A 26,155-nucleotide genomic window follows, 5' to 3' on the forward strand; every position below is an offset into this window, starting at 1 on the left:
TGATTGGATGGGTAAACATACAGGTCCCTTGTTTTACGTGGGTCTACTGCTATTCGTTTTTCTTGTGATGTTCCCGTTTTTATGGATTCTCCTCGCAGCATTGAAGCCACCAGCGGAGCTGTTTGGAGAGCGAGCCTTTCATTTTATCATCCAAAATCCTTCGTTGGACAACTTTGTCCGCGTCTTCACGGAAAGACCGTTTGCCCGTTACTTGTGGAATTCAACTGTCGTGGCGACGTTAACCACACTCTACTCTATAACGATCGCTTCCTTTGCTGCATATGCAATTGCCTGGCTTTCCTTTCGGGGGAAAACGGTTATTTTGGGTGTCGTACTGGCTGTGTCCATGTTTCCGCAGATCGCTACCATTTCTCCTATTTTTATGTTCATGCAATCGATGGGCTTAACGAACAGCTACATTGGCCTGATCATTCCGTATACAACCTTCGCGCTGCCGCTCGCCATCTGGAATCTGACCATCTTTTTCCGCAAAATACCGAGTGATTTGGGCGAAGCAGCCAAAGTAGACGGTGCGAGCATTTGGCAAACGATGACGAAAGTGTTTTTCCCGCTTGCTATGCCTGGGGTTTTTACGACCGCCATCCTCGTTTTTATCGCAGCGTGGAATGAATTTTTGTTCGCCTTGACGTTGAATACACAGGAAGCGATGAAGACAGTGCCTGTGGGAATCGTCATGTTTCAGGGAATGTTTACAATCCCGTGGGGAGAAATATCTGCTGCCTCCATCATTGTGACGATCCCGCTCGTAGTGATGGTGTTGATTTTCCAGAGGCGGATTATTTCAGGGCTGACATCTGGGGCTGTCAAAGAATAAAAGGCGTCAGTCAATCGTTTGTCTCGCAAGTGTGATTGTGTTACGGTGGAAGCAGCAATCAGAAAGCGAGTTGACGAACGCATGAATAATCTTACAAAATTTCAGATTAACAGGCCTGCCCATGAAGTGTTCGAAGCTTTCGTGGACCCGGCGAAAATCGGCAACTTCTGGTTCTCTTCCAGCTCGGCAAGGTGGGAAGAAGGGAAGCACATTACATTATTCTACGATATTTACAACGCAGAAGTAGGGATTGCCGTTCGCGAAATCGAAGAGCACAAACGAATTGTTTTCCAGTGGGCGGGAGAAGAAAATACTGTAACGATTACATTAAACGCGTTGGATGAAGCCACGACGATCATTGAAGTGAACGAAGAGGGTTTTCAAGAAGATGATCCAGCGCTTCTACAAAAAATCGTCGACAATAAAGAAGGCTGGGTGTACGTCTTAAGCTGTTTGAAAGGGTATCTGGAGCATGGGATCAACACTTTAAGAGAAGGGCTTGTGAAATAGCCCCCGGATGTTTGCGAGACCATACGCTGAAAGAACGAGAAAGCCCGAACCAAAGTGTATCGGGCTTTTCCTTTTGCCTTATTTAATGCCGAGGGTACGCTTTTTTCGAACGAGCGTGGATATGTTCACTTGCAGCTTATCCGCACACTGCTGCATGGTGTCTGTCTCTTTCAAGAGGCGCTGGATATACGCTCGTTCAAACCGTTCGACCGCTTCTTTTAGCGGCAATAGCTCATCCATTTTAGCGAGTTGGAGAGGCAGGGCTGTCTGTTGCGTATTACGAATGGATGTTGGCAACTGATCAAAGGTAATCCGCCCATTTTCACACATGTGGAAAGAACGTTCCACCACATTTTTCAACTCGCGTGTATTCCCTGGCCAATCATAATCCATCAGCGCCTCCAACGCATCTGTTTCGACGCGCATCTCTTGCTGGTACTTCCATTCGAGCTTTTTCAAATAGTAGAAAATGAGAGCCGGAATATCCTCGCGGCGCTCACGCAAGGGTGGGATGGTAAGAGAAAGTACGTTTAGCCGGTAGAACAAATCCTGCCGAAAACGCTTTTGTTCCACCATCGCTTCCAAATCACTATTAGTGGCAGCGATGATACGCATGTTCACTTGACGAGATGTTTTCCCCCCAAGTCTCCGAATCCGTCCATCCTGCAACACATTCAAGAGCTTCACCTGTAAAGGAAAGGGAAGGTCTCCAATCTCATCGAGAAATATGGTTCCTCGATCCGCCAGCTCAAACAATCCTTCCTTTGACTGGCTTGCCCCCGTAAATGCGCCTTTCTCATAGCCAAACAATTCTGACTCAAGCAAATGCTCGGGAATGGCCCCACAGTTAATCTTGATAAACTCTCCAGTTCGTCCGCTTTGCGCGTGAATGTAATTCGCCATGACATCTTTACCAACACCAGACTCGCCTAGCAAAAGGATGGGAGAGTCGTTGGTCGCAAAGCGCTTGGCGAGTGAAGCGATTCGATGCATGAGCCCACTGCGATAAATGATCTGCTCGTCAAAGTTACCATCGGTTTGGATATGCTCCAGAGCCCTTTGATACGCCGAACTGATTTGACGTGTTTCTTCCAGCTCCTTCTGAAGCTGATTCAGTTCCGTGACGTCGCGCACATTTCCCACTACAAACAATAATTCCTGGTCTGAATCGAGCAGCGGGGTAGCTGTGTTAATCGCTTGCCGACCGTTTGGATAATCGATCACGACACTATGGGTTTGTTTCGTCAAAATCGTCCGCACAGCAGAAGAGTCAGGAACAAGATGCATTTCTTTTTGCTCCATAAAGCTGAAATTATTCAGGATGTCGGCGGGAACTCCCGTGATGTTCAAGTACGCCTCATTGTAGAGCAGGACGTAGCCGTTGCGGTCACAGATCGCCAATCCATCGTGAGACGTACTGAAGATGGTTGTCAGCAATTTTGCGAGTTCATGATTGTCACTGGCCTGGAAATACTTGGTTTGATACATGGAAGTCCTCCTATGTAAGCTTGTAAACGGAATAATCAGAATTAATCATCGATGCGCAATTATGCATATGCAAAAATGATCATTTTTGAATGGTTTTGTTGTGAAATCGCTTTCAAATGATTGGCATGCTACTTGCTCTTCTATAAAGACGAAAGCAAAAGCAAAACGATCAGGATCACACTAACGAAAGACACCGCGGTGTTTTTCATTGAAAAAGAGAGGGATGTTTCCATGTCTTCATTATATCAGGTATTGAGTCCAGCGGGTGAGCTGGTAGGCGATCTCAAGGGGCAATTAGACGAGGCGACGATGATCAAGATGTATGAAAATATGGTGCTGGTTCGCCAGTTTGACCGCAAGTCGATTAACCTGCAACGACAAGGAAGAATGGGTACGTATGCTCCTTTTGAAGGGCAGGAAGCTTCGCAAGTAGGCAGCGCGATGGCATTAACACCTGGAGATTGGCTTTTCCCAACCTACCGAGACCATGCGGCAGCAATCGTCCATGGTCAATCCATGGCACGGGTGTTCCTCTATTGGATGGGCCACATGGAAGGGAGTATCAGTCCGAAGCATTTGAACATCATGCCGCCCTGCGTACCGATTGCGACTCAAATGGTTCATGCGGCAGGAACTGCTTGGGCGAGCAAGCTGCAAAACGAAAAGCATGTCAGCATCGCCTACTTTGGTGATGGAGCAAGCTCAGAGGGCGATTTTCATGAGGCTTTGAATTTTGCAGGCGTATTTCAAACACCGACCATTTTCTTCTGTCAAAACAACGGCTTCGCCATCAGCGTTCCGTTTTCACAGCAGTCTTCATCGAAAACGATTGCACAGCGTTCGGCTGCTTATGACATCCCTGGAGTTCGGATAGACGGCAATGATATCTTCGCTGTTTGGCTGACGATGAAAGAAGCCATGCAACGTGCACTAGATGGCAAGGGACCAACGTTGATCGAAGCGGTGACATTCCGATATGGCGCACACACAACCGCAGATGATCCAAAGAAATACCGGGATCAAGAGAGTTTGTCTGAGGAATGGCGTCAAGAACGCGATCCACTCCAACGTCTGCGTGTATATCTGGAGAATCAAGGGTTGTGGAATGAAACGAAGGAAGAGGAGTTGGTTGCACGGGTCAATGAACAGATCGACGCAGCTCTTGTCGAAGCAGAGAGCTATCCGAAGTCCAAACCGGAAGACATGTTCAAGCACGTCTACGCTGAACCATCGTGGATGGCAACGGAACAGGAGAGCGAGCTCGTCAAGCCATCGAAGCAGGAGGGAATCCCCGCATGAAACGCAAACTGACGATGATTCAAGCAATCACGGAGGCTATGGATCAAAAATTGGCAGATGATTCACGCATTATACTGCTCGGCGAGGATATTGGCGTGAATGGTGGCGTGTTCCGGGCGACGGAAGATTTGATTCACAAGTACGGTCCGGATCGTGTAGTGGACACGCCGCTTGCTGAGGCGGGAATCATCGGGGCAGCAATCGGTCTTGCCATGAACGGGAAAATTCCTGTGGTCGAGATTCAATTCCTTGCCTTCATATATCCGGGCTTTGAGCAAATTGTTTCTCATGCGGCACGCATGCGCTATCGGACTCGCGGACAGTACCATGTCCCGATGGTCATACGCACACCGTATGGAGCAGGGATTCGCGGTCCTGAGCTGCATTCGGAGAGTGTCGAAACGTTTTTTGCTCATGTCCCTGGCTTAAAGGTTGTAGCACCAAGCACACCTTATGATGCAAAAGGCTTGCTGATTGCAGCAATGGAAGATCCTGACCCGGTCATATTTTTGGAGCCGACCAAGCTGTATCGTGCATTTAAACAAGAGGTTCCAGAGGAAATGTACCGTGTCCCCATTGGAAAAGCGAAGGTCGTCCAGGAAGGCTCGGATGTATCCATTTTTGCTTGGGGAGCGATGCTTCGCGTCGCTGAGGATGCTGCGAAGCAGATCGAGCGCGAAAACGGCTTGAGTTGTGAAGTCATTGATCTGCGGACGCTCTATCCATTGGATCGGGATACGATCATCGCCTCGGTCAAAAAGACTGGACGCGCAGTTGTCGTACATGAAGCGCATAAGACAGCCGGGTTGGGTGCAGAGATCATCTCCATAATCAATGATGAAGCATTGATCTACATGAAGGCTCCCGTGAAACGGATTACCGGATTTGACGTCCCCGTCCCGCAATTCAGCATCGAGGATGACTATTTGCCAACGGCTGAACGCGTGAAGGACGGAATTTTGGAAACGGCTACGTTTTAAAGAGAAGGAGCGAGTCATATGGTTGAGTTCAAGCTTCCTGATGTGGGAGAAGGTATGCATGAAGGAGAAATTGTAAAAGTACTGGTTCGCACGGGCGAATCCGTTCAACAGGATCAACCGCTGCTGGAGGTTCAGACAGACAAGGTGAATGCCGAGTTGTCTGCGCCAGTGACAGGCATTATTCGTGACATTTTCATATCAGAAGGGGAAACAGTAGAGGTCGGAACTACCCTTCTCGTAATCGATGCAGGTACGGAAGCAAAGAAGGAAGAGACAAAGCTTCCAGAAAAGGTCGTAAATCCGGATAAGACAGTCAATTTTGCCCCAGCTCGTGCTGATCACCGCCGCTCATTGGCCACACCATACGTTCGGCAGTTGGCACGGGAAATGAAGCTGGATATCGAGTTGGTCACGGGAACAGGAGCAGCAGGGCGTGTGACAGAAGAAGATTTGCGCCAATTCGCCAATCGACTGCAAAAATCAGTACCAGCCAAGTTTCCGACTTCGGCTACTGGCAATGAGCGTCTGTTGGAGGCAAGTACGGTGCAGGTTGAGACTGAACCGGTTGTTCAGCCGAAAACAGGAACCACTACTCGCGCGACCACCTCGTCGCAGGGAGATATCGAACGGCTACCTTTAAAAGGCATCCGGAAAAAGATTGCCGAGCATATGGTGAAATCAGTGACAATCATCCCGCATGTTACTTCAGTCGATGAGCTGGAGATGGATCAGCTGCGTACTTTGCGCGAAAAGCTAAAGCCATATGCGGAAAAACGGAATATCAAGCTGACCTTCCTGCCGTTCTTTATCAAGGCGCTGGTCATTGCACTGAAGGAATTCCCGACGCTGAACGCATCGATTGACGAACATACGAATGAAATCCTGCTCAAGCGTTTTTACCATATCGGCATTGCAACGGATACGCCGGAGGGCTTGATTGTACCAGTTATCAAGGATGCAGACCACAAATCGATTTTTCAACTCGCAGAGGAAATCGATCAGCTGGCACGCTTGGCTCGCGAAGGCAAATTGACCATGGAGCACATAACAGGCGGCACCTTCACGGTCAGCAATGTAGGTCCTATCGGGGGACTGCAAGCAACTCCCATCATTAATCACCCCGAAGTGGCGATTATCAGTTTGCACAAAATGGAGAAGCGTTGGGTCGTGCGTGAGGATGAAGGCGTTATTCGCTGGATGATGAACCTGTCACTTTCGTTTGATCATCGCCTGATCGATGGCGTGACGGCGGTACGTTTTACCAACCGGATCAAGGAGTTGCTGGAAGATCCGAATCTATTGTTTGCGGAGATGGTATAGATGGTAGTCGGCGAAGTAGCAGTAGAAACAGATGTGGTTGTCATCGGCGGTGGGCCAGGAGGTTATGCAGCCGCTATTCGTCTCGGACAGCTGGGGAAATCGGTTGTTCTGATTGAGAAAGAAGTACTGGGTGGGGTCTGCTTGAATCGCGGATGCATTCCGTCGAAAGCCTTGATTCATACAGCAGGCGAATACCACAAGCTAAGTAGTCTAACTAAGCTTGGAATTCAACTGCCGACAGGGAAAACAACGTTCCACATGCCGAGCTGGCAGACGTGGAAGTCTTCTGTCGTTGCTCAGCTGAACAAAGGGGTCGATTATCTCTGCCAGGCCAACGGGGTTACGGTCGTAAAGGGGATAGCGATATTTCTCTCGAGTGATCGGATTGGCGTAGAGACGGGTGGCGATTTTGAAACGTACAAATTCAAACAAGCGATTATTGCGACAGGATCACGTCCATTCATTCCATCGTTTTTGAAAACAGATGGAGAATATATTCTGGATTCTACTGATATGCTGGCATTGGATGACGTACCGGAAACACTGGCCATTATCGGCGGGGGCTATATTGGAATGGAGCTCGGGATGGCGTTCGCCAAGCTTGGATCGCAGGTGACTGTCATCGAGGCAACCGAGCGAATTCTGCCACAGACAGCGGCGCATCTCTCTTCGGAAGTGCTCAAGCAAGCGAAACAGCTCGGGATGACGGTCAAGACCGCAACAAAGGTAGAGAAGGCTGAGGTAGCGAACGGAAGAGTCACGCTCGCATGCACCTCGGAAAAGAACGGTTTCGAAAGTGTCATCGCACATAAAACACTCGTCACCATAGGGCGAGTGCCGAACACAGGCGAACTCGGACTTGCCCAGGCGGGTGTAGAAATGGACGAGCGCGGCTACATACCCGTGACATCGATTGGCAGTACGAACAGGGCGCATATTTATGCCATCGGCGATGTAACACCTGGCCCTGCGTTAGCCCATCGTGCAACGAAGCAAGGGATTGTGGCAGCCGAGGTGATCGCAGGGCTGCCTAGCAGCGTAGATTCCCCTTTTGTACCTTATGTGATTTTTACCGAACCGCAAATAGCGGGTGTGGGGATGACACGCGAAGAGGCAGAACTTCAAGGATACAAGGTCAAGGTAGCGGCGTTTCCTTATCGGGCGAATGGAAGAGCACTCGCCATGGATGAGGGAGAGGGTTTTGCAGAAGTGATAGTGGATCAAGAAAGCCATTTATTATTGGGAATGCACGTTGTAGGTGCGGATGCCTCAAACCTGATTGGGGAGGGTGTGCTGGCACTTGAGCTTGCTGCACGTGTAGAAGATGTGGCGTTAACTATGCATCCGCATCCCACTTTAAGCGAAGTATGGCTGGAGGCTGCTGAAGCGGTGTTAGGTCATGCCATTCATATCGTAAACAAATCAAAAGTAGCTGTGAACCAATAGAACTATCGTGAAACCTTAAAGATAAGTGACGGATATTCATGACAATGATCAGCCTCAGACCCTGTCAAGATTAGCATTTGCATGAATGTGCTACGCTTGAATTAATCTCGTGCAAAGGATGTGTGGTCATTATGAAATTGAATCACGTCAATCTTACGGTTACGGATGTTCCAGCTGCTTCTGATTTCTTGGAGAAATATTTTGGCTTGAAAAAGTTAGATACGTCGGATGATGCCCGTGGCGATAGTTTTGGGGTCCTATTTGACGATAACGGCCTGGTGTTTACCTTGATGAAGGGTGCCGAAGTCCAATATCCAAAGACATTTCATATCGGCTTCATTCAGGAGAGCGAAGAGAAAGTAAATGAAATCAATCAACGCTTAAAAGAAGATGGTTACAAAGTAGCACCGCCAGTAAGATCGCATGGCTGGACGTTTTACGTGAAAGCTCCTGGTGGATTTACAGTTGAGGTACTTGCGTAGCATTAAATACACATAGTTGAAAGCCTTCTTTTTCTCACAAGAAAAGAGGGTTTTCTTTTTTATTGTTTGGACATCCGGTAAATCAGAAGGGGTGGGCGTTAAGTTGCAACTCCCACCGCTGGCTACGATAGAAAGACATTTTTTATACTTGCAGGCTCTCTTTCTTCCCATAATGGAATCCCAATTGATATGCACGGTCCAACAACTGCTCGATATGCGCAGGATTTTGCGCCAAGGTGTCATAAAGGAACTCAACCCTCGAATCATTGATTCCGACGTAACCGGAGATTCCGACATTGAGGTGATGCGCTATCATTTGGTCATAACTTCTTTTTTGAAAATGATCTTCCGTAGCAGCTGCCAAACCAATCCACAATGCATGCTTATGATGCAGTTTTCGTGAACCATAGGCAAACCCGTTGTTCCAGACGCGATCGATATATCCTTTTAGCATGGCTGGCATGCTGAACCACCAGATCGGAAAAATGAAAGCTAACGCGTCGTGTTTTCTCATGCGCTCCATTTCAATCTCGACCTCTTCGGAATATTTCTTATCGCCATTATTCCAATCCGGCTCATCTTCCTCCCATAATACAGGGTGAAACCCACTGCGATGCAAATCCAAAACTTCAACCTCATGTCCTGCATCTTTTAGGCCCTGAACGAAGCGTTCTGAAACGGCAAAGGTCAAGGAATTGGTACGTGGATGGGTAACAACTGTCAGTACTTTCATTTCATACACCCTCTATCTTTGTAGTCATTTATACGGCCATCTTCTAAGGCGCTGGTATATCCGAATCATGCACCATATAATGGAATGTGAAAAGTACGCACTTTTTTGTGCTTTCGATACCAAAAAGTAACATAGGAACAAAAAGGTTCCTGAAAAAATCGTAAGCCATGAGGGAGGATAGCAAATCGATGAGACCAAAGCTCAAACATACATACCAAATTCCTTCTGAAGCAACGCTAGATGTTTTAGGTGGAAAATGGAAAACCTTGATTTTATGTCAGCTATACTACGGGCCAAAAAGAACGAGCGAATTGAAAAAACAAATGCCGGACATTAGCCAAAAAATCCTGACTCAGCAGCTGCGTGAGCTAGAAGAGGATGGAATCGTCATTAGGACCGTGTACAGCCAAGTACCGCCAAAGGTCGAGTATGAATTGAGTGAATTGGGAGAATCGCTCAAACCAATCATGGATCTCATGTGTGAATGGGGCGAACGATACCTTCGAGGGGAAATACCGGGGAAAGAATCTTAAATACTGATCGGCCGCTTCTTGACCGACCGGGAGAGAAGATGAATTACAATTCTGGTTGTTCGCATTTATTGTCTGCCATCCTGCAAAAGGCAACAGGATGAGCACATATGATTTTGCCAAAAAGCATCTCTTTCTGCCTCTAAATATCAAAGACTCGTATTGGTATTCTGACGGACAGGGTATTCATAACGGGGGAGACGGATTACGCCTTACTTCGCGTGATATGGAAAAGCTAGGATTTCTCTATCTGTCAATGGCAAGAAAAGCAGATTGTTTCAGCAGCATGGGTTCAAGAGTCGATTCAGCCAAAATTTCGGATATACGAGAGGATTGGGTCTTACGGCTTGTTGTGTTCAGCAGTGAGCTGTACGACCATTCTTTGCGGCCTTTTGCTTTATTCAGAAAGTACATACTTGCAGCGGAATAGAGCGAAAACCAGTTCAGGGCACGAGCAGGTCCTTCGAACTGGTTTCTTTTTACATGAAACATTTTATTTGGGTGGCGCGTCTGTATGGACAAGAGTTGACTGGCAGAATGGCTAGCAGGAGGAAGATGTTGCTGTACACAGATGCGCAGGATTTGCCAAGCCCGTCCAAGGATGCATTCAAATAAAGCATCAAGCAGGATACAAGTGGATAAGGAAGGTATTGTGTACCCATAATACCTTTGACAGACAACAAAGAATTCGGGGTGTTTAGAATGAAAAAATGGAAACTGTTATCGCTCATGCTGATTACCGCAATGGGGTTAAGCGCATGTGGCGGTCCTGCTGCACCGGATGTGCTGGAGCAAGTAGAAGTTGTACCGAAACCTACGTATACAGTAGGGAGTGAAGTCATCTTGAAAGCAAGTCACCAACCAGGGATGCAAGGGGCGAAAGCAAAAATCGTGGGGGCTTACGACACGACGGCCTATTCCGTTACCTATACGCCTACAACGGGTGAGCCCCCTGTGAAAGGTTATAAATGGATCATTCAAGAAGAAATCAAGAACCATATCCAGCAACCGTATAATCCGGGAACGGAAGTGGTCTTGAAGGCGGATCATGTGAAAGGGATGCTCGATGCATCAGCCAAGCTTGATACGGCAAATACAACGACTGTCTATATGATCGATTACACTCCCACGACAGGGGGAGGAGAAATAAAGAACTACAAATGGGTAACGGAGGATGAGATATCACCAGTCAAATGATCGATGCCATCCTTTTATGGAAAAAGGCAGCCGCGGCTTTTTCAGCGCCAAAGCTGCCTTTCTGCTTTTCCATTGATACTCTGTTTGCTGTTACATACGACGAGACTTCCACTCAACGAGCATTTGGTTGAGAGATTCCCTGTATAGCTCAATTGCTTCCAGCATCTCATGGAATCGCTGCATAACTAGCTCACTATCCTTCAAATTTTCAATTTGCATTCCTTTTTCTATGATATTCTTTAATGATAGGATGCGTTCTAAACCCTGTATAAGCTCTTCCTCAATCGTGTCTGGTGCCATGATGTAATAGCTCACACGGTCGCCTGTCACACTCTTTTTTTCCGCGAATCCAATTTTCAAAAGCATGCGCATATTGGTTGACACGCTTCCGAGACTGACTTGTAATGTAGTGGCAATCTGCTCGGATGAAAGGGGTTCCTGAGAGACCATCAACAGTCCAATAATCCGGCCAGCAATTCTGGATAATCCTTGATTTTCGTGATGGAGAGCCATTTCTTCAATCAATTGCATTGTTTCCGCCGTTAATTTGTCCAACTTCATGACTCCTTTTTCCTCGTTTTGCCCGATTTCCATGCTTTTGTCTATTATACTACCAATAGTCATCGCTTTCTTCAGAAAATACCAAAAGAAAATGCACCTGCTCTTTTGACAGGTGCCCACGTCATTCCTTATTTTAGTGGCGTGGAAGTGGTTTCATGGGTTTGACGAAGATATTCCATGATCATCAAGGCAGAACCTAGCTGGACACCGCACAATTCGCGCAGCGGACGCATCGACCAGTTAAAAAAGGAGAGTAGCTCTTGTAAGCCTTGATTCAGCCATTGTTCTGAATCTGCTCGAATCTCCGAAAGGGCGATGTTGTTGGGCTGGGCATCCAGCATGCGGATGAGCATGCTACAGCAGCATAGAGAACTCCAAAAAGTGCGTAGTTTCAGGTCAAACATTTCAGCTACTGTTGCGAAGCGTACTAAACCTGCATCACTTTCAGCTGATTGTAAATGATGGGATCGAACTTCCTCCATACCGATCAGAAAATCCTCTACAGACCGCTGAAATTTGGTTGGTACCGTTATGAATGCCTGTGCGTTTTGGTACTGTTTGGATAAAAAAGCAATCTGTTCCCCTTCCAGTTTGGCTATGTCCAGCGTAGCATCCTTGTAGCTATGAGTGGTTTCCGATTTATCTCCCATCCTTGGATCCGTAAACAACGATATTTCCGAAACAAGGCAAAAGGTACCATAACGTGTCCCAGCATAATCGCGCGATGAGCCCCCCATGAGGATTGCTTTCGAAGGGTCTTCTCCAGTAGGCAGGATACTTTGGTAGTAATCGTACATAGCAGACAGCTCAGGTAGCAGATAAAAACCGGCTTGGATAGGGGGCATGAATGGTGCCTCCGGTTCGCCGATCATCAGCGGTAATTGATGATCATGGGTCAGTTTTATGATCTGTTGGCACAATGCGTCGGGAAGAGGAGTCGATACATAATAAAACGTTCCAGTTTGATCGGAGCTGTGCAAGCTGTTGAGGAAATGCGGCTTGGCTTCATCAATCGCCCGCATAAATGCTACGGTTTCAGGAATGGGCTCGCTGAAGCTGAACGTTTTATACGCATACGGGAATGTCCATTCAACTTGTTCGTGCATACTGGGACGATAGTAGTTGCGGATGTAACGATCTGGAGAAAACGGGCCGCCGTACCAACCTTCATTCAGTCGGCAACCATCTACATCGATTTCTTTAATGATATAAAAGGTATAATCCATTTGCTCTAATAGGGCTGAATCCTCACATAGCTTTTTGCAGAGATACTCTAGCGATAGAGCTCCAATCGGCTCATTTGGATGCGGACAACCGACGAACAGCGCGCGATGCTGGCCATTCCCAATTCGCAGCATGAGGATGGGGTGTCCTTCTGTTGAGTGACCGATGGTACTGAGGGTAACAAGATCTGGATAGGCGGCTGCTAGTTCACGGGAAGAGGTGTCCAATTCCTCAATCGTTAGAAAATGTGAAAAATCAGGCATTTCTTGTAACAGTTTTTGAATGAAATCAGTCAAGCTCCTCACTCCTTTTGAGATGGATAAGAAAGGATGAAACAAGTGCAATTCCTGCACCTACTAGCAACAGGGAAAAACCGGCTTGAAAGGAGAACGCCTGAATAAATGCGCCCATCGCGATTGGTGTAAAAATACTTGCCAGCTTTCCTCCGGTTAACAGAATTCCACTAGCAGTACCCAATGCATCTGAGGGAATGATACGCATGGTAAGGCCAATAATGGGTTGAGTGGTAAGGGAGAGAAAAAACAAAGAGATCGACTCAAACAACAGAAACTGGTTGACATTGTCAGATAGGATCATAAGTGTAAGGAGAATCGTTGAGAACAGAAGGGACGGAATGACCATCGATCGAAACTTTTGATGAAAATAACGGTCAAACAACCAACCTCCTGCCAAATAGCCAAGCATGGAAATGAGAAGAGGAAGCGATGCGTATAAGCCTGATTGGGTAATAGCAAGATGTTTTTCCGTTGTTAAGTAAGTAGGTACCCATGTCAAGCATCCAACCATCACGATTTGAATTCCGCAGAGCATACTTGTTAGTTTCCACAAATACCCGTTACGGAAAAGAGACATGAAAGGGGTGGGGTTCGACTCTGATGATGCTGAGCATGATGGTGATTCCTTCACGAAAGGACGGGGAAGGAATATCCAGAGAATGGGGGCCAAGAGCAGGCCGATTAATGCTGTAACAAAAGTAGCTTCCTGCCATCCCAGTATCGCAATCAATGGTGCGACTAGAAAGGGGGCAAGTCCAGTCCCAATTGGTTCAGCTGATGAAACGATGGAGACTGTGGTCGTACGGATGTTTGCAGGTGTTCGTTCGGCAATCGCTTTTAACATAGCAGGCATTAGGGGGGCATCGATAAACCCCAACAAAAATCGGATGACGAGTAAGGCTGCAAAACTTGTGACCGCCCCTGTAAGCGCAGTCAATATTGCCCACAGTACCAAGTTGATTACAATAATTTGCTTCGATCCTCGTTTATCAGCAATGATCCCTCCCGGAATGGTAAAAATCGCGAAGCCTAAAAAATAAACACTGATGATTGCACCTTGCTCCACTGGATTCAGATGAAATTCTTCTCCAATAAATGGCAGCGCAATAATGATGCTGTACGAGCCAAGAACCCCAACGAGTATAGTGACAAACAAGAGCACAGCACTGATCGAAGTAGTCTTTTTCATGTGCATCACTTCCTAAAAGATGTTATGAGTATTATATTAAGTATTTTCAGTAATTTTAGTCAATACTGAAATTACTGAAATGAATGTCGCCTAAAAAAACTTCAAAGCCAGGAGGTGCGGTTATGGAGGTTCCTTATGGCAATGAGATTCAACTGCACATATAATTTGGAAGCCGCTGAGAGCTACATTTCGAAAAACGAAAACGACCTGTGGGTTGCACGAATGGTTTTCCATCGTGTTACCTACAGGTCGTTTCATGATCTCATTTCGTAACAGATTGTATCCGTTATGATTAGTACTTTCTTGTGAGAATTCGAGAATGCTCTCCGTCTACAGTGATTTCCCAGCCTCTTGGGATTTCATAAGCAAAGGCTGGCGAAGGGTGTTTGACCGCTTCAATGCTGGATTCAGTAGGGATACTGGTGATATTGACGATTTGTTTTTCATAGAGACTTACATTTACCACGACCCAGCCATATGGTACAGGCACCCCGGTACCGACCCATTTATTCTCCAGATCTTGAGGTTGGTACCGTTTTTTATTCTCATTTCTGATATCGATATAAGCCTGTCTCTTGCTGTTATAACCTCGACCGATTTCTACCCAACCAGAAGGGATGTTAAAGCTCAAGCTTCTTTCCACTTGCCCATAATTCGCGCCATTAATATATTTCGCTACTTCATATCCAAGCTGTGTTCCACGATGTGGCTCTTTTTCAATCGAAATCCATCCATTCGGAAAGAACGTATCGTATGCCACTACTAACGTATCACCGTACTTCCAGTTTCCATCAAAGATATATTTTTGTGGACGGACGTTAGAGTCTTTTCCCTTTCCTACCGCATCTGCTGCTTGAGTCGGGACGAACAGGAATGATGATGCCAAGACGAGAATACCCAGACTTCTTACCACTTTTTTCATGATTTACTCCTCCATATGAATGCGAATAAGAAAAAAGAATTTCAATAAGCATGAGAATTCTGAACACATTTGAAAATACCTTCTTTTTATGGAAAAAAATTCTTATTGTAGCAAAACGATTGTTGCGAGGGGACACTAGTTTTCAATAGAATCGCAGTAAAAAAACGGAAATATTACTTGTTGAAACGTACAAATGAATATGTTATGATGCTGTTAACTTAATGACTGGAGCTGAAGAGTATAATGGATAATTTTCTTGCTTAAAAAATAAAACAAACTGCGATATTTTTCGCATGTTTTATTCTTTATGTGCAAGAAAGTTACTTATATCTCTTCACTCAAACAATATATCCTTATCTAACTTCATTTTTGAGTTGGATTTGCTGTATTTATTTGAGCTACAAGAGAGTAACTTTCTTGTAGCTTTTCTATTTTTTGCATGCAGGGGGATGATTGTATGTCATTAATCAATGTAAATAACTTGACGTTTGCCTATGAAGGCAGTTTTGATAACATTTTTGAAAACGTGAGCTTCCAAATCGATACGGATTGGAAATTGGGTTTTACGGGAAGAAATGGCAGGGGGAAGACAACTTTTCTCAACCTGTTGCTTGGTAAATATGAATACAGCGGGAAGATCAGTGCCCATGTCAGCTTTGAATACTTTCCTTTCCAAGTCGAGAACAAAGAATATCTGACGCTTGATATCGTTCAAGACATTGTCCCGGACTATCAGCTATGGGAATTAATGCGCGAATTCTCCCTCTTAAAGGTTTCAGAGGATGTTCTATATCGTCCATTTGAATCTTTGTCTAACGGGGAGCAAACGAAAGTGATGTTAGCCGCTTTATTTCTAAAGGAAAACAGTTTTTTGTTAATTGATGAACCAACCAATCACCTCGACATGCATGCAAGGGAGCTCGTCAGTGATTATCTCCATTCCAAAAGCGGTTATATTCTTGTTTCTCACGACCGAGCATTTCTGGACAATTGTGTCGATCACATCTTGTCCATCAACAAGACGAACATCGAGGTGCAAAAAGGGAATTTCTCCGATTGGTGGGAAAATAAACAGAGACAGGATAACTATGAACTCGCTGAGAACGAGAAGCTCAAAAAAGACATTAAACGCTTGTCGGACGCAGCGAAACGAACGAGCAACTGGTCGGACGCTGTGGAAAAGACGAAAAATGGTACCTTAAATTCAGGCTCTAAGCTCGACAAAGGCTATGTGGGTCACAAAGCTGCGAAAATGATGAAACGCTCTAAATCAATTGAGCAAAGACAGCAATCTGCGCTGGAAGAAAAGTCGAAGCTCCTGAAAAACATTGAAAGCCATGACAGCTTAAAGATTGCACAGCTTGCTTACCATAAGAACCAACTTGCTGAACTGGATAAGGTTTCGATTCGTTATGGGGAGAAGTTGGTTTGCTCAGATATTAGTTTTACGATTGAGCAGGGGGAGCGTATCGCGCTGTCAGGCAAAAACGGCTCTGGCAAATCCAGCATTCTCAAGCTCATTTGCGGGGAGAACATCGATCATACTGGTGCCTTCCGAAAGGGGAGTCAGTTGAAAATCTCGTATGTATCCCAAGACACTTCGCATCTAAAGGGAAATCTGACGGATTTTGCCCGAGAAAACGGGATTGATGAAAGCCTGTTTAAATCGATTTTGCGAAAGCTGGACTTTTCCCGCGTACAATTTGAGAAGGACATTTCCGCTTTTAGCGGCGGCCAGAAGAAGAAAGTATTGATTGCGAAAAGTCTTTGCGAGAAAGCCCATCTCCATATTTGGGATGAGCCACTTAACTTTATTGATGTCATTTCGCGCATGCAAATTGAAGAGCTGCTTCTCGAGCACTCGCCAACGATCCTTTTTGTCGAGCATGACAGGGAGTTTTGCAATAACATTGCTACAAAGATCGTTGAACTGTAATTGGACGAAAAGTCTCTAAAAGAAAGAAGGTGGGGAAAACCGTTTCGTTTTCCTCACCTTTCTTTGCAATGTCTTCTCTAAATGTAGGAACGACTGCTTCTGCTGGAGGGGGAATTTGAGCAGTCGAGAAGAAATACTAAGTAGTGAAATGTGGTAATCTTTTGATAATACTTTTGAAAGAATGGCGGAGATTCGATGGGGAAGATAATGGCAAACGTAAGCAGCACATTGAATGGTATTTATACGGGGCCGACAGGAGAAGAAGACAAAATGGTTAGCTGGGCGTTGCCTGGAATTATCGACGCCACAGATGATGGTCTTGCGTTCTTCCAGAGGGTTGACGCCATCTTGATGGGGCGAGTCACCTATGAAGGCTTTGCAAGCTATTGGCCGTTTCAAGTGGGGGATTGGGCTGATGCAATGAATAAGACTCAGAAGTTTGTAGTAACCAATAATCGTGAGTTTACAGAAGTTCATTGGGGGAACTACACCGAGACGATTACACTCCTTCATTCTGATGTTATGACAAAAATACAACAGCTAAAAACACAAATCAAAGGTGATATCATTGTTCCTGCAAGTGCGGGTCTTGTTCAAAGTTTGATCAATGCTGATTTGCTTGATGAACTCCGGATAATCATTCATCCGGTCTTAATGGGCAGCGGCAAACATTACTTTGACAACATCAACACACGTCACGACATGAAGTTGCTAGAAACAAAGCTTTATGGAAAAAGCGGGTCCATACAACTGCGATATGAGATCGGAGAGGCACAAGTAAAATAAATGGTTGTGTTAACAATTAGTCGTACTCCGGAAGAATAAAAAGCCCCATTTCACGGATAGAGAAATGGGACTTTTTATTGTTTTGCTCTAATTCGTCCGCAAAGCAGGGTACACAAAAGCCTTTAACGTAACGCCTGTAAAGGAACATCCGGAAGCCTTTGGATGACCGCCCCCACCGTAATGTTGGGCGATCACCGACAGATCCAGGTCTTCGCGTATGGTTCGAAAGCTGATTCTGCCTTTTCCAGGATCGAGCATCGCGACGAAATCAATCATTTCCGCATTTTTACATAAGAAATTGCCTGTCGTGGAGTGATATTGCTCAAGGAAAACCACGCCTACTTGAAATGTTTTTGGCTCATCTAAATCGATTTCTACGGGGATCAGCTTCATTTGCTTCAGCTTTTTTTGTTCAAATTCATCGATTCGCTTTTCTTCTGTATAGATGAGAATAGATTCTACTTCATCAAATACAAATTGGTCTGTATTGGCACCATCAACACGCAAGCGTCCTAGCACATTTTGAATAAACGTGTCTCGCTCGATCATATAGAATAAAATGTTCAGTTGATTAGCCTGTACAGTACCGGTTGCATCCCAATCCCACGTATCAAAGGCCCGAACCAGCTCCACATAGTCAGAGAGAACGCCAGTAGGGGTCAGATACCCCTGGTTTACCAGGTAATCATAATAAAGGCTCGTTGCCGAAGTCTTTTTCCCTGATTCTTCCGTAATAACTTTTGCCCATTCGTACTTGGAAGCCAACGGCAAGGCAGTTGGGTGATGATCGATCAAGACAAACGCATGTCCTTGATCGACCTTTTTTTGAATAAGCGATCCGACCTCGTCATTGACACTTACATCGGTAATCATCACGTACGCATCGGGGGTAAGCTCTTCTTCGATAAACTTTTGAACTTCTTGATTGACAGTGTAAGGAGTCACCCCGCGGTAATCGACTTCTTGATTGGAAAAAGCAATTTGACTAAGAATTGCACAGGATACGCCATCCAAGTCCTTATCACTGAAATGAATGATTTTTTGATGATTCATGAAGTATCTCCTTAGGAATCCGTCTGTCGTCCGAATTGTACTGCCTTCATTCATCTTTCCCATTCAATAAGACGTGCTTGCACGAAGACAACAATTGGTGATTATTTGCAATATTACTTTGGTTGTATTATAATGCTTGGGTTAAAAGCACTCCACGTTAGTTCAATCGGTCGGGCGTGTTCGCGTATGTTCGTGATCGCCCTTTTTTCTATTACGCGAGTAAAGCAGTGGAGAGAAAAAGTAAAAGGTGGTCCTTAACATGAAAAAGTCTACATGGATCCCGGCTGCACTTCTGCTAGCAGTCCTGACTGCTTGCGGCAACACGCAGCCTACAGAGCAACCAAAAAATCAAAATCAAGCGGCAACAGGTACCCAACAGCAAACGGGTGAAACAACTACGCAAAAACCTGAAGAAGCGAAAAAAGAAGAGCAACAGGTGATCGCTACTCCACAAGAAATCGTCGTGTACAAGCAAGGGGAAAAAACATCCCTGAAGCCGGAAGATGACAAGTTCAAGGAAATTCTTGCGCTCATGAACAAACGCTTTGAAACACCTGCGGACCAAATGCGTTTTGACGAGAGCACCCAAGCGGTGGAGAAGGACAAGAAAGAGGCTTTGGCAGTAGAATTCAACTACGCTGAAGTAACGACAAACACTTTGCCAGCGACTGTTAATACAGATAACAAAGCGGAAGTAAAGGCGAAGACACTGTTCTTCGTATTGAGTGGAGAAAATAAAGACCATATGTTTGATTCAGAAGATGGCAAAACTTATGGAACGGCACCGTTGCACTTGACCGAATCCACTGAACTGACCGAGCTATTGAATAAGTAAGCGAACTACCCAGACTGTCGAGCAATCGGCAGTCTTTTTCTATCTGTACTGCCTGATCAAAGAAAACCCTCTTGATCTTGGGGCAAACGATCAAGAGGGAAGGGCATGACAATCTAAATCCTTTTTTGATCCGGTTCCGATTGCACGACAGTTAACGTCGTATCACCATCGGTCTCCACCAGATGCTTCAACATAGAGAGCTTATTGTTCCAAAACTGCTCGTAAAAGGAAAGCCACTGCTTTACTTCCGTCAGAGGACCGGGATGCAACCGATAGATTTTCTCGCGACCTACCTTATGTCCTGTAACCAAATCTGCGTCAGCAAGTATATGAAGATGCTTGACTACAGCCGTTCGGCTTATGGGGAAATGAGAGGTAATCGCTGAGATCGGCAATTCTTTTTCAGCGAGCAAGCGAAGTACTTCCCGACGAGTAGGGTCAGCGATCGCTTGAAATACATCAACCTTTTCTGCTGAAGCAGACATTTACCCTTCCACAACCTTTTTCAGACGTTCGTGTACAATACCAACCCAACCTTGATTCATCTTCTCGCGAATCATTGAGCTCTTCGCGTTTGCTTTTCCGATAATCTCATCTGCCGCTTTCCATCCACCATGAATGAGGGTAAACTCCGTTTTTTCTCCCAGTTCTTTTAAAAGAAACGAGACGACCCAACCGTCTGTATCCCAAGCAAAAGAAAGGCGATGTGGTGCTTCTACTTCCAACACTTTGCATGGAGACGGCCCAAAAGGGGATTGGATATGGAACTCATGACCTACCACTGGTTGAAAATCATTGGGCATAAACCAAGCAGAAATGGCTTCCGCAGTGGATACTTTCTCCCATACCTTTTGAATAGGGGCGTCGAAAACGATGGTTTGTTTAATATCTTCTACGGCTTGTTGATTGTTTTGTTCCACGATAAAATCTCTCCGTTTCGTAGTGAAAATCTAACACCCTTTGGTTATACTTTAAGATAATATAACACCTTTTGGTTATATGTAAATGGTATTTTTCCTCCCATTCACGAATTATATTCGGCTGGGAGTGCGCTAAAAATGTACGAATGTGCTCGAAACTCGCAAGAAAAGGGTATAATAAATTGGCAAAATGTATCATGTGTACGTTACGTCCATGTAAATAACGCCAATCGATAAAAGGAGATCCAATGACAGACAAAAAAGCAACAATCGAACCGGGATGGAATTTTGACAACAGCTATACAACGCTGCCAAAATCGTTTTTTTCCAGGCTCAATCCACCTCCTGTACGATCACCGAAGCTAGCCATTCTCAATGAACGTTTGGCAAAAACGCTTGGGCTGAATGTCGAAGCTCTGCAAAGCGAAGAAGTCATAGCCATGCTTGCGGGAAACAAAACCCCAGAAGGCGCAATGCCTCTTGCCCAAGCATATGCGGGACACCAATTCGGTCATTTTACCATGCTAGGCGATGGCAGGGCTCTTCTTCTTGGTGAACAAATTACACCCTCCGGCGAGCGCTTTGATATCCAACTGAAAGGTTCAGGCAGAACACCTTATTCTCGCGGCGGTGACGGTAGAGCAGCCCTTGGCCCGATGCTGCGCGAATACATCATTAGCGAGGCCATGCATGGACTCGGAATTCCTACTACGCGGAGCCTTGCAGTAGTGACAACGGGCGAGTCTGTCTATCGCGAAACCGAGCTGCCTGGTGCTATTTTGACGCGTGTCGCTGCCAGTCATATCCGAGTAGGGACATTCCAATTCGCGGCAAGATGGTGCTCGATAGAAGACCTCCGTGCGTTGGCTGATTACACGTTGCAAAGACATTTTCCAAAGATCGCGGCAGATGAAAACCGCTACCTCCTCCTACTGAAGGAAGTCATCCAGCGTCAGGCTGCGCTGATTTCCAAGTGGCAACTCGCAGGATTTATTCACGGAGTCATGAACACCGACAACATGGCAATCAGCGGCGAAACGATTGATTACGGTCCTTGCGCTTTTATGGACACATATGACCCTGCAACTGTATTTAGCTCCATTGACGTTCAGGGTCGGTATGCTTACGGAAATCAGCCGTACATTGCTGTGTGGAATCTTTCTCGTTTTGCGGAAAGCTTATTGCCGTTGTTGCATGAAAATGAAGCGCAGGCTGTAAAAGTGGCCGAAGATGCACTTGCCGAATTTAGCAAGCTGTATCACAGCCATTGGCTCACAGGAATGCGGGCAAAGCTCGGATTGTTCAACGAAGAGGAGCAAGACGAAGCGTTGATCGAAGGTCTGCTCAACATGATGAAGGACCACCATGCTGACTATACGAATACATTCCGTGCTTTCACGCTTAATCAACCAGAAGAAACTGCAATGTTTGGCACGAGCGAATTCACGGAATGGCACGAGCAGTGGAAAGCACGACTAACAAGACAGCCAGAGGACACCGCTGCGGTACAACATGTAATGAAAAAGAGCAACCCGGCAATCATCCCACGGAACCATCGTGTAGAAGAAGCATTGGAAGCAGCGTGGAAAGAGGGCGACTACACGGTGATGGAACGACTCTTGGAAGTCCTTTCCAATCCATATGCGTACACGCCTGAACAGGTAGAATACACGACCTTACCAGCGGAATCGGCATGTCCTTACCAAACGTTTTGCGGTACATGATAGCATGCAATCAGAGTCCAACGATCTTTCACATGTTGGACTCTTTTTTCATACGTCCGATTCGCGCTAGAATATGGAAAGCCGAAGAAAAAAGGAGCAATTGCTTTATGGATAAAAAAGCAAAGCAAATCTTGATGAAAACATTTTGGAGCAGCAACGGGTGGAAGAGTCGCCCATACGATTTTTCGGGAGCAGATTTTGAATACGCCAAAAGCAAAGGTCTCATGTTTGATCTGCAGACAATTAGTCACGAAGATTGTATAGACAAAATCATTACTCTGCATAAAAAAGTGACAAAAGAACAAGCCGCCGCTGCATTTTTGCACAGTCTCTCGACGCGAAAGGTGTACCTGCGCAGCGCCTTGTCTAGCTGGGCTTTGACAGAGTCTTTAAAAGCCCATGACTTCGAAAGTAACGTCGGCAAGTATACAAATCCAGAAAACGGCACCTATTTCGCCATGTACGGAGACTGCCATAAGTGCGACCGTTATTATATCGCGGGACGAGAGCTATATACGGAAGAAGATTTGAACGTTTTGAATTTTGAAAGAATCAAGTGGGGAGGTATCCGCCTAAACTATCTACCGTACCTCATGCTTGATCTGGAGCTGTTAAGCAAGGAAGAAAATCTTTCAGTACAGGAAGAAGATGTAGCAATTCTCCGTCAGGTGCTAGCCATCATTGCCAGCAGTGAACCAACCGATGCCGCCCGTCAATTGGAGAAGCGCCTCCATGGTGTCTTCGCATCTAGCAAAAACGAACGGGATGTCTTAATGGAAATTCTTGCATCCGCCGGGATCTTGGCGCCAAGCAAGGACAGACCAGGGCGTGGCGGGAAGAACGACTTTTTTGCCGTAGTAAATTGGCGCGGCGAAGATAGCTATTCCGAGCAAGCTATCCAGAACTTCTTTGGCCCATGGCTGTAAAGAACGGAAAATCTAGGAACAAAGAAGGGTGCCATCTATACGCGAAGTGTGTATAATATTGGAAAAGCATGTCGAAAGTTTGTTTTTATTGAAAGGAGGTGAGATATAAGTGAAAAAGAAATTAATCGTCCTGTCAGGCATTGCGGGCAGTGGCAAAAGCAAGTGGGCACAAGAAATTGCCAAAAAGGAACGGGCAACAATCGTGTCTACGGATGAAATTCGCCAGAACTTATTTGGTGACGAGCGAAAACAAAAAAGATCAGCACAAGTATTTTTTGAGGTCTATTCGAAAATCGCAACGGAGCTGGCGAATGGAAAGAATGTCATTTTAGACGCTACCAATATTGACAGAGAGAAAAGAATGAGGGTCCTTGCCAAATTTCCCGATGTCCAGAAGGAATGCTATTACGTCGATGTTCCCTATACCGTTTGCCTAGAGCGCAATCGATCCCGAAAGAGAACCGTAGACGAATACATCCTGGCGAAGATGCGGAAGAACTTCCATTTTCCCATTAAGAATGAGGGCTGGGATCACATTCATCTCTTGCACGAGCCAGTTCCTTATTCCATTGAAAAAGAAGAATTCGTTCAATTGCTTCAAAAAGAACCCTCCTATGAAGAGCTGTTCGACAGGTTGAATGCCATTCCCATCTTCAAAGAGATGTATCAATTTAATCAGGAAAACCCTTATCATCAGTACCCTTTGTGCAAGCATACCTATCATGTTTTCGATTATGTAAACGCCTTTTACACGGAAGAAGACAAATTCCTCATGCAAGTGGTCGCCTTGTTTCACGATACAGGAAAACCATTTTGCAAAACCTACAAGCCGATGAAAGGCCATTACTCCTACTTCGGACATGAGCATGTTTCTGCGCAAATTGCTTGTCATTTCTTAAAAGAATTAGGATTCGAAGATGATTTTATTTTCGAAGCCGTCAACCTGATTCAAATGCACATGAAGATTAATTATGGAACTCAGCAAGATATTTCCGAGATTTATCATTTGTTGGGCGAAGAGTACCTGTGGAAGCTGTACTTCTTCAAGGAAGGAGATGCCTATGCCAAATAAGGAGGTGAATAACGTTGTTGAAAAAATACCCGAGAACCTTTCATTTACCCTGGTCAAGAAGTAGAACCGACGACGATAAAATCTTGCGATCAGTGTGTCACTTCGAGGGGAAAGAAGTAGTCGTAACAGAAAAGCTGGATGGAGAAAATACCACGCTGTACCGAAATCATATCCATGCAAGGTCACTTGATAGCAAAGATCACGCATCAAGACATTGGATAAAGATGCTTCACGGGACGATTTCGTTTCATATCCCGGAAGGCTGGAGAATTTGCGGGGAAAACGTATATGCGCTCCACTCCATCTACTACGAATACCTAACGAGCTATTTCTACGTGTTCTCGATCTGGAATGAAAACAATGAATGCTTGTCGTGGGATGAAACGGTAGAATGGGCCGAACTACTGGGCTTAGAAACAGCACCTGTCTTATACAGAGGGATTTGGAAGGAAGAGACCGTAAAAAGTTGCTACACCAAACAATCTGTCTTCGGCGGAGAACAAGAGGGGTATGTGGTACGAGTAACAGAGAGGTTTCCGTACGAAGATTTTAAACAATCTGCCGCCAAGTTTGTGCGCAAAAATCATGTGCAAACCGACCAGCACTGGTTATCGAAGCCAGTCGTTCCGAATGGGCTAGCACAAACAAATTAAAGACTTTGATATTGAAGGGAATGAGAACGATGTAATTTGCTAAGTGGTATTGACCGTCTAATAGAGTATCCAAATTTCATTTTGGCTATTGTTAAGACAGTCATTACATAGGAGGCGTGAGAAATGAACGAAGAGATGAACGAAGAATTGAATGAAGAAATGATGTCAGCTGGCTGGGATGCCATTGATCAGGAGATGCGTAAGATTTATGGAGAGCAGGAGCCTAAACATTACGGCACGCTTATCTCGTATGCACTGGGTGGTCCCGATCCATTAGATGGAATTAGCGCCTACAAAGCGGACGAGCCTTACCCGCATTGGCATTTTGTGACTTATGGGTTTACTGAACTGTATGAAAAAGAGTCCGAGAATGAAGAGGAAAGCGGTTTTGGCTTTGAATTGACGTTTCGATTGGCTCGTAAAGACGACGAGGAGGAACCGCCTGCCTGGGCGCTGAATTTGCTTCAAAATATGGGGCGTTACGTATTCAACACGGGCAATGTTTTTCAAGCAGGTGATCATTTGGATGCAAACGGTCCGATATGCTTGGGTGCCGATACCCAACTGACTGCGCTCGCTTTTGTCACAGACCCACAGCTTGCCGAAATCGATACGCCGAATGGGCGAGTGCAATTTTTGCAAATGGTAGGAATCACTGGTGATGAACTCGATGCAATGATGGCTTGGAATACACGTGGCGTGCTTCAATCCGGCTTGCCGTATATGCCTTCCTACATAACCGATCTCGAGCGTGATTCTCTCCTTTGCAACTCTACAGTTTCTGATGCTGTTCAAAAAGGAATGGAACAAGAAGGCTCCAACACTGCCTATTTGTTTGTCAGCCAGCTTGGCTGGGAGCCAGGGAAAAAAGGCTTCTTGAAAAAAGCACCTTCGACCCTGAGCTTGGGAGCTAAGCAAGCGGAAGTCATCGGAAAAATTCTCCGCGGACGTATGCGAAAAGGAGAAAGCCTGAGCCTGCTGGGACCTGATGTCCGCGTTGTCTTTGAGGCAGGAGCCAATCCTGAATGTATTCCAGGAGAGGACGTTATTCGGTTTGTTCTCGATGATGCAACAACGATTGCGCTTACCAAGCAGTTGCTTCCAAAGGAAAGCAGCTTTGAGATTCCTTCCCTGAAAGGAATTGCCATCAACATTGTGAAAACCAATATTACCGATAGCGAGGGCAATGTCGTCAAGGTCATCGGTTAAAGGCGACAGCGCTGTTTTTTGCGAGGAGG

27 protein-coding genes are annotated in these 26,155 nt (G+C 45.7%); 18 read left to right on the forward strand and 9 right to left on the reverse strand.

Features of this window, described 5'->3' with window-relative positions; translation table 11 throughout:
* Positions 1-7: 7 nt before the first annotated feature.
* Together M3630_RS00580 and M3630_RS00585 are read left to right on the forward strand one after the other, a co-directional pair.
* Positions 8-835 (forward strand): carbohydrate ABC transporter permease, encoded by an 828-nt coding sequence (locus M3630_RS00580; RefSeq protein WP_232772830.1) that lies wholly within the window; start codon positions 8-10, stop codon positions 833-835.
* Between the two features lie 18 nt (positions 836-853).
* Positions 854-1,345, forward strand: coding sequence for an SRPBCC family protein (locus M3630_RS00585; RefSeq protein ID WP_251250843.1), 492 nt, complete (start codon positions 854-856; stop codon positions 1,343-1,345).
* A 78-nt stretch (positions 1,346-1,423) separates the two neighbouring features.
* Here M3630_RS00585 and M3630_RS00590 read toward each other — a convergent pair whose 3' ends face one another.
* Positions 1,424-2,833: a sigma-54 interaction domain-containing protein gene (locus M3630_RS00590; protein ID WP_251250844.1), complete on the reverse strand. Its 1,410-nt coding sequence runs from the start codon at positions 2,831-2,833 to the stop codon at positions 1,424-1,426.
* 231 nt (positions 2,834-3,064) lie between these two features.
* Here M3630_RS00590 and pdhA point away from each other — a divergent pair, with 231 nt between their 5' ends.
* The 5 genes from pdhA (at position 3,065) to M3630_RS00615 (ending at position 8,360) form a co-directional block, all read left to right on the forward strand.
* Entirely contained in the window at positions 3,065-4,132 is a 1,068-nt protein-coding gene (gene pdhA / locus M3630_RS00595) for a pyruvate dehydrogenase (acetyl-transferring) E1 component subunit alpha (protein ID WP_251250845.1), read from the forward strand.
* On the forward strand, positions 4,129-5,112 hold the full coding sequence (locus M3630_RS00600) for an alpha-ketoacid dehydrogenase subunit beta (protein WP_251250846.1): 984 nt from the start codon (positions 4,129-4,131) through the stop codon (positions 5,110-5,112). Before pdhA ends, M3630_RS00600 begins: the two co-directional genes overlap by 4 nt.
* Positions 5,113-5,130: 18 nt before the next feature.
* Positions 5,131-6,432 carry a dihydrolipoamide acetyltransferase family protein gene (locus tag M3630_RS00605; protein WP_251250847.1) on the forward strand — a complete coding sequence of 434 codons (1,302 nt, stop codon included), beginning with the start codon at positions 5,131-5,133 and terminating at the stop codon, positions 6,430-6,432.
* A complete protein-coding gene (gene lpdA / locus M3630_RS00610; protein WP_251250848.1) occupies positions 6,433-7,878 on the forward strand; it encodes a dihydrolipoyl dehydrogenase in 1,446 nt (481 codons plus the stop codon).
* A gap of 131 nt (positions 7,879-8,009) precedes the next feature.
* Entirely contained in the window at positions 8,010-8,360 is a 351-nt protein-coding gene (locus M3630_RS00615) for a VOC family protein (RefSeq protein ID WP_173609268.1), read from the forward strand.
* A gap of 142 nt (positions 8,361-8,502) precedes the next feature.
* On the opposite strand, the gene M3630_RS00620 is transcribed toward M3630_RS00615, so the two are convergent.
* On the reverse strand, positions 8,503-9,093 hold the full coding sequence (locus M3630_RS00620; RefSeq protein WP_251250849.1) for an NAD(P)H oxidoreductase: 591 nt from the start codon (positions 9,091-9,093) through the stop codon (positions 8,503-8,505).
* Positions 9,094-9,281: 188 nt separating this feature from the next.
* Here M3630_RS00620 and M3630_RS00625 point away from each other — a divergent pair, with 188 nt between their 5' ends.
* The 3 genes from M3630_RS00625 (at position 9,282) to M3630_RS00630 (ending at position 10,820) form a co-directional block, all read left to right on the forward strand.
* On the forward strand, positions 9,282-9,626 hold the full coding sequence (locus M3630_RS00625) for a winged helix-turn-helix transcriptional regulator (RefSeq protein ID WP_047069284.1): 345 nt from the start codon (positions 9,282-9,284) through the stop codon (positions 9,624-9,626).
* Between the two features lie 480 nt (positions 9,627-10,106).
* Positions 10,107-10,238: a hypothetical protein gene (locus tag M3630_RS30885; RefSeq protein ID WP_285860071.1), complete on the forward strand. Its 132-nt coding sequence runs from the start codon at positions 10,107-10,109 to the stop codon at positions 10,236-10,238.
* Positions 10,239-10,325: 87 nt separating this feature from the next.
* Positions 10,326-10,820 (forward strand): YdhK family protein, encoded by a 495-nt coding sequence (locus tag M3630_RS00630; protein ID WP_173609265.1) that lies wholly within the window; start codon positions 10,326-10,328, stop codon positions 10,818-10,820.
* A 90-nt stretch (positions 10,821-10,910) separates the two neighbouring features.
* Here M3630_RS00630 and M3630_RS00635 read toward each other — a convergent pair whose 3' ends face one another.
* The 4 genes from M3630_RS00635 to M3630_RS00650 form a co-directional block, all read right to left on the reverse strand.
* Entirely contained in the window at positions 10,911-11,381 is a 471-nt protein-coding gene (locus M3630_RS00635; RefSeq protein WP_251250850.1) for a GbsR/MarR family transcriptional regulator, read from the reverse strand.
* A 128-nt stretch (positions 11,382-11,509) separates the two neighbouring features.
* The gene (locus M3630_RS00640) at positions 11,510-12,901 is read right to left on the reverse strand and encodes a M14 family zinc carboxypeptidase (protein WP_251250851.1); all 1,392 of its coding nucleotides are present in this window, start codon (positions 12,899-12,901) and stop codon (positions 11,510-11,512) included.
* Complete coding sequence (locus M3630_RS00645) at positions 12,894-14,090, reverse strand: MFS transporter (RefSeq protein ID WP_251250852.1); 1,197 nt, start codon at positions 14,088-14,090, stop codon at positions 12,894-12,896. Before M3630_RS00645 ends, M3630_RS00640 begins: the two co-directional genes overlap by 8 nt.
* A gap of 292 nt (positions 14,091-14,382) precedes the next feature.
* Positions 14,383-15,012 carry a hypothetical protein gene (locus M3630_RS00650; RefSeq protein WP_251250853.1) on the reverse strand — a complete coding sequence of 210 codons (630 nt, stop codon included), beginning with the start codon at positions 15,010-15,012 and terminating at the stop codon, positions 14,383-14,385.
* Positions 15,013-15,469: 457 nt separating this feature from the next.
* On the opposite strand from M3630_RS00650, the gene M3630_RS00655 reads away from it, so the two are divergent.
* Both M3630_RS00655 and M3630_RS00660 read left to right on the forward strand, forming a co-directional pair.
* Positions 15,470-16,948 carry an Lsa family ABC-F type ribosomal protection protein gene (locus M3630_RS00655; protein WP_237900933.1) on the forward strand — a complete coding sequence of 493 codons (1,479 nt, stop codon included), beginning with the start codon at positions 15,470-15,472 and terminating at the stop codon, positions 16,946-16,948.
* 207 nt (positions 16,949-17,155) lie between these two features.
* Positions 17,156-17,734 carry a dihydrofolate reductase family protein gene (locus tag M3630_RS00660; protein WP_251250854.1) on the forward strand — a complete coding sequence of 193 codons (579 nt, stop codon included), beginning with the start codon at positions 17,156-17,158 and terminating at the stop codon, positions 17,732-17,734.
* A gap of 87 nt (positions 17,735-17,821) precedes the next feature.
* Here the strand turns inward: M3630_RS00660 and M3630_RS00665 are convergent, their stop codons facing one another.
* Positions 17,822-18,787, reverse strand: a complete 966-nt coding sequence (locus tag M3630_RS00665; protein WP_251250855.1) for a DHH family phosphoesterase — start codon at positions 18,785-18,787, stop codon at positions 17,822-17,824.
* Between the two features lie 259 nt (positions 18,788-19,046).
* On the opposite strand from M3630_RS00665, the gene M3630_RS00670 reads away from it, so the two are divergent.
* Positions 19,047-19,622, forward strand: coding sequence for a hypothetical protein (locus tag M3630_RS00670; protein ID WP_251250856.1), 576 nt, complete (start codon positions 19,047-19,049; stop codon positions 19,620-19,622).
* A 113-nt stretch (positions 19,623-19,735) separates the two neighbouring features.
* Here the strand turns inward: M3630_RS00670 and M3630_RS00675 are convergent, their stop codons facing one another.
* Complete coding sequence (locus M3630_RS00675; RefSeq protein WP_251250857.1) at positions 19,736-20,107, reverse strand: ArsR/SmtB family transcription factor; 372 nt, start codon at positions 20,105-20,107, stop codon at positions 19,736-19,738.
* Positions 20,108-20,542: an SRPBCC family protein gene (locus tag M3630_RS00680; RefSeq protein WP_221866987.1), complete on the reverse strand. Its 435-nt coding sequence runs from the start codon at positions 20,540-20,542 to the stop codon at positions 20,108-20,110.
* Between the two features lie 248 nt (positions 20,543-20,790).
* Between M3630_RS00680 and M3630_RS00685 the strand changes: the two genes are divergently transcribed.
* The 5 genes from M3630_RS00685 (at position 20,791) to M3630_RS00705 (ending at position 26,126) form a co-directional block, all read left to right on the forward strand.
* Positions 20,791-22,266, forward strand: coding sequence for a protein adenylyltransferase SelO (locus M3630_RS00685; RefSeq protein ID WP_251250858.1), 1,476 nt, complete (start codon positions 20,791-20,793; stop codon positions 22,264-22,266).
* Between the two features lie 107 nt (positions 22,267-22,373).
* Positions 22,374-23,192 (forward strand): hypothetical protein, encoded by an 819-nt coding sequence (locus M3630_RS00690; RefSeq protein ID WP_173609254.1) that lies wholly within the window; start codon positions 22,374-22,376, stop codon positions 23,190-23,192.
* A 109-nt stretch (positions 23,193-23,301) separates the two neighbouring features.
* The gene (locus tag M3630_RS00695) at positions 23,302-24,264 is read left to right on the forward strand and encodes an AAA family ATPase (RefSeq protein ID WP_251250859.1); all 963 of its coding nucleotides are present in this window, start codon (positions 23,302-23,304) and stop codon (positions 24,262-24,264) included.
* Between the two features lie 14 nt (positions 24,265-24,278).
* Complete coding sequence (locus M3630_RS00700; protein WP_251250860.1) at positions 24,279-24,917, forward strand: RNA ligase family protein; 639 nt, start codon at positions 24,279-24,281, stop codon at positions 24,915-24,917.
* A 147-nt stretch (positions 24,918-25,064) separates the two neighbouring features.
* Complete coding sequence (locus tag M3630_RS00705) at positions 25,065-26,126, forward strand: suppressor of fused domain protein (RefSeq protein WP_260506815.1); 1,062 nt, start codon at positions 25,065-25,067, stop codon at positions 26,124-26,126.
* The last annotated feature ends 29 nt before the right edge of the window (positions 26,127-26,155 follow it).

It is taken from the genome of Brevibacillus sp. MER 51 (assembly GCF_023714195.1).
Lineage (GTDB): Bacteria > Bacillota > Bacilli > Brevibacillales > Brevibacillaceae > Brevibacillus.

Bases quoted from the DNA above. Each gene is read 5' to 3' on its own strand.
- M3630_RS00580 (WP_232772830.1), top strand. From the start codon at position 8: ATGGGTAAACATACAGGTCCCTTGTTTTACGTGGGTCTACTGCTATTC.
- M3630_RS00590 (WP_251250844.1), bottom strand. From the start codon at position 2,833: ATGTATCAAACCAAGTATTTCCAGGCCAGTGACAATCATGAACTCGCA.
- pdhA (WP_251250845.1), top strand. From the start codon at position 3,065: ATGTCTTCATTATATCAGGTATTGAGTCCAGCGGGTGAGCTGGTAGGC.
- M3630_RS00600 (WP_251250846.1), top strand. From the start codon at position 4,129: ATGAAACGCAAACTGACGATGATTCAAGCAATCACGGAGGCTATGGAT.
- M3630_RS00605 (WP_251250847.1), top strand. From the start codon at position 5,131: ATGGTTGAGTTCAAGCTTCCTGATGTGGGAGAAGGTATGCATGAAGGA.
- lpdA (WP_251250848.1), top strand. From the start codon at position 6,433: ATGGTAGTCGGCGAAGTAGCAGTAGAAACAGATGTGGTTGTCATCGGC.
- M3630_RS00615 (WP_173609268.1), top strand. From the start codon at position 8,010: ATGAAATTGAATCACGTCAATCTTACGGTTACGGATGTTCCAGCTGCT.
- M3630_RS00620 (WP_251250849.1), bottom strand. From the start codon at position 9,093: ATGAAAGTACTGACAGTTGTTACCCATCCACGTACCAATTCCTTGACC.
- M3630_RS00625 (WP_047069284.1), top strand. From the start codon at position 9,282: ATGAGACCAAAGCTCAAACATACATACCAAATTCCTTCTGAAGCAACG.
- M3630_RS30885 (WP_285860071.1), top strand. From the start codon at position 10,107: ATGAAACATTTTATTTGGGTGGCGCGTCTGTATGGACAAGAGTTGACT.
- M3630_RS00630 (WP_173609265.1), top strand. From the start codon at position 10,326: ATGAAAAAATGGAAACTGTTATCGCTCATGCTGATTACCGCAATGGGG.
- M3630_RS00635 (WP_251250850.1), bottom strand. From the start codon at position 11,381: ATGAAGTTGGACAAATTAACGGCGGAAACAATGCAATTGATTGAAGAA.
- M3630_RS00645 (WP_251250852.1), bottom strand. From the start codon at position 14,090: ATGAAAAAGACTACTTCGATCAGTGCTGTGCTCTTGTTTGTCACTATA.
- M3630_RS00650 (WP_251250853.1), bottom strand. From the start codon at position 15,012: ATGAAAAAAGTGGTAAGAAGTCTGGGTATTCTCGTCTTGGCATCATCA.
- M3630_RS00655 (WP_237900933.1), top strand. From the start codon at position 15,470: ATGTCATTAATCAATGTAAATAACTTGACGTTTGCCTATGAAGGCAGT.
- M3630_RS00660 (WP_251250854.1), top strand. From the start codon at position 17,156: ATGGCAAACGTAAGCAGCACATTGAATGGTATTTATACGGGGCCGACA.
- M3630_RS00665 (WP_251250855.1), bottom strand. From the start codon at position 18,787: ATGAATCATCAAAAAATCATTCATTTCAGTGATAAGGACTTGGATGGC.
- M3630_RS00670 (WP_251250856.1), top strand. From the start codon at position 19,047: ATGAAAAAGTCTACATGGATCCCGGCTGCACTTCTGCTAGCAGTCCTG.
- M3630_RS00675 (WP_251250857.1), bottom strand. From the start codon at position 20,107: ATGTCTGCTTCAGCAGAAAAGGTTGATGTATTTCAAGCGATCGCTGAC.
- M3630_RS00685 (WP_251250858.1), top strand. From the start codon at position 20,791: ATGACAGACAAAAAAGCAACAATCGAACCGGGATGGAATTTTGACAAC.
- M3630_RS00690 (WP_173609254.1), top strand. From the start codon at position 22,374: ATGGATAAAAAAGCAAAGCAAATCTTGATGAAAACATTTTGGAGCAGC.